This window comes from Pyrinomonadaceae bacterium, from assembly GCA_036277115.1.
Classification (GTDB): Bacteria; Acidobacteriota; Blastocatellia; order Pyrinomonadales; family Pyrinomonadaceae; genus UBA11740.
The window spans coordinates 1-1,384 of sequence record DASUNM010000010.1; the positions used below are offsets into that span (position 1 = coordinate 1).

General features: G+C 66.4%; 2 protein-coding genes. Both read right to left on the reverse strand.

Annotated features, from left to right (window positions below; translation table 11 throughout):
- The coding region (locus VFX97_01825) for a fibronectin type III domain-containing protein (protein HEX5701940.1) at positions 1-872 on the reverse strand (872 nt) is incomplete at its 3' end.
- Between the two features lie 98 nt (positions 873-970).
- Positions 971-1,384: hypothetical protein (locus VFX97_01830; protein HEX5701941.1), on the reverse strand; the 414-nt coding region annotated here is incomplete at its 5' end.

A 1,384-nucleotide genomic window follows, 5' to 3' on the forward strand; every position in this document is an offset into this window, starting at 1 on the left:
TCGGCGCCGCGGCGCGAGAGCATCGGCGTCAGTTCCTGGGCCCCTTCGCCGCCGGGGATGCCGGCGGTGGGCATGAAGGTGACCGCGTCGCCCGCGGGGGAGGCCTTGACCCAGACCGGCAGGCCTTTGACGTCGAGGCCGTTCTTGTCGACCGGGCTGGCCTGCTCATAGGCGCGGCAGTCGGGCAGGTTTTGGCCCAGGTACTCGATGAAGGCGGCCATCGGGTTTTCGATCGTGCGCAGGGAGTCGTTCGGGCAGAGCGAGGGGGGCGCGGGCAGGCCGAAGGTTTTGAAGGTCCGGACAGGGCCGTTGACCCCGCTGGGGGCGTCGCTGTTTTTGGCCACCGCGCGGAAGAAGTATTTGGTCCCCGGTTCCAGGCCTTCGACCTGGGCACTGACCGGCTGGGCGCCGCTCACGGTGAGGGCGACCCCGGTGGCGCTGGCCGTGGCCGGCTGGGAGAGCGCGAGCGTTTTCGCACCGGTGTCGATCGCGGTGATCGTGGTCGAGGCCGGGATCCCGGTGCCGGCGATCGAGGCGCCGACGCTGAATGCCCCCTCGCTCACGACCACGTTTGTGACTGCGTTGGATCCTTCGGTCAGGTCTCCGCTGCCGGTCGATTGGGCGGGGATTTCGAGTTCGGGGGTGCTCGCGCAGGGGTTGAGCGAGCAGTCTTGCGGCCCGTACTCGAAGCGGTAGAAGGTCGCTTGGCCGTTGGGGTTGATCTCGGCTTCGAGCCTCGCCGAGTCGGTGCTCACTTTGGAGAAGCCGGTCGAGACGATCGTCGGGGGAGCGGCGGTGGCGCCGGTGGCAGCGAGCGCCGTCAGGCAGAGCGCGATCGAGGTCGTGAGAAAGAGCTTTCTAGGTCTGATCATCGTTCTGCCTTTGCTCGAGGTGGAGGCTCATCGTCGGAGTGGTTGGGGGTTGGAGGCCCCGGACACGGGTCCGGGGCCTCCGTCGGTTTGTTGGGGCTTTAGGGCGCTTCGGCTGCTGTCACCGCCCAGGTGCCGGACCCCACTGCCAGATCACCTGCTTCGCCGTCGAAGAGGAAGCGCACAATGGCGCCGGCGGGGGTAGCCCCTTCTTCGACGAATTCGAAGAATTCAGGCGGTTCGCCGGGCTTGAAGATGCCGTCGAACGTCGAGTTGATTATTTCGCCAGCTTCAGCGTTATTGAAGTAGACGCAAAGCTCGCCTGGAGCGGCGGTTGGTGCGACGAAGCTGCCAGGACAGGCGGCCGTTCCGCCCGCGGTGAATTGGACATTTTCTTCGAACAGTTCTTCCTCGAGTTCGATCGGGAAGGAGATCGGCACCAGGAATTCGTCGTCCGCATCGCTGCCGGTGAAGGCCCAGGCGCCGGTGAGGGTCTCGCCTTCGGGCAGCACGCC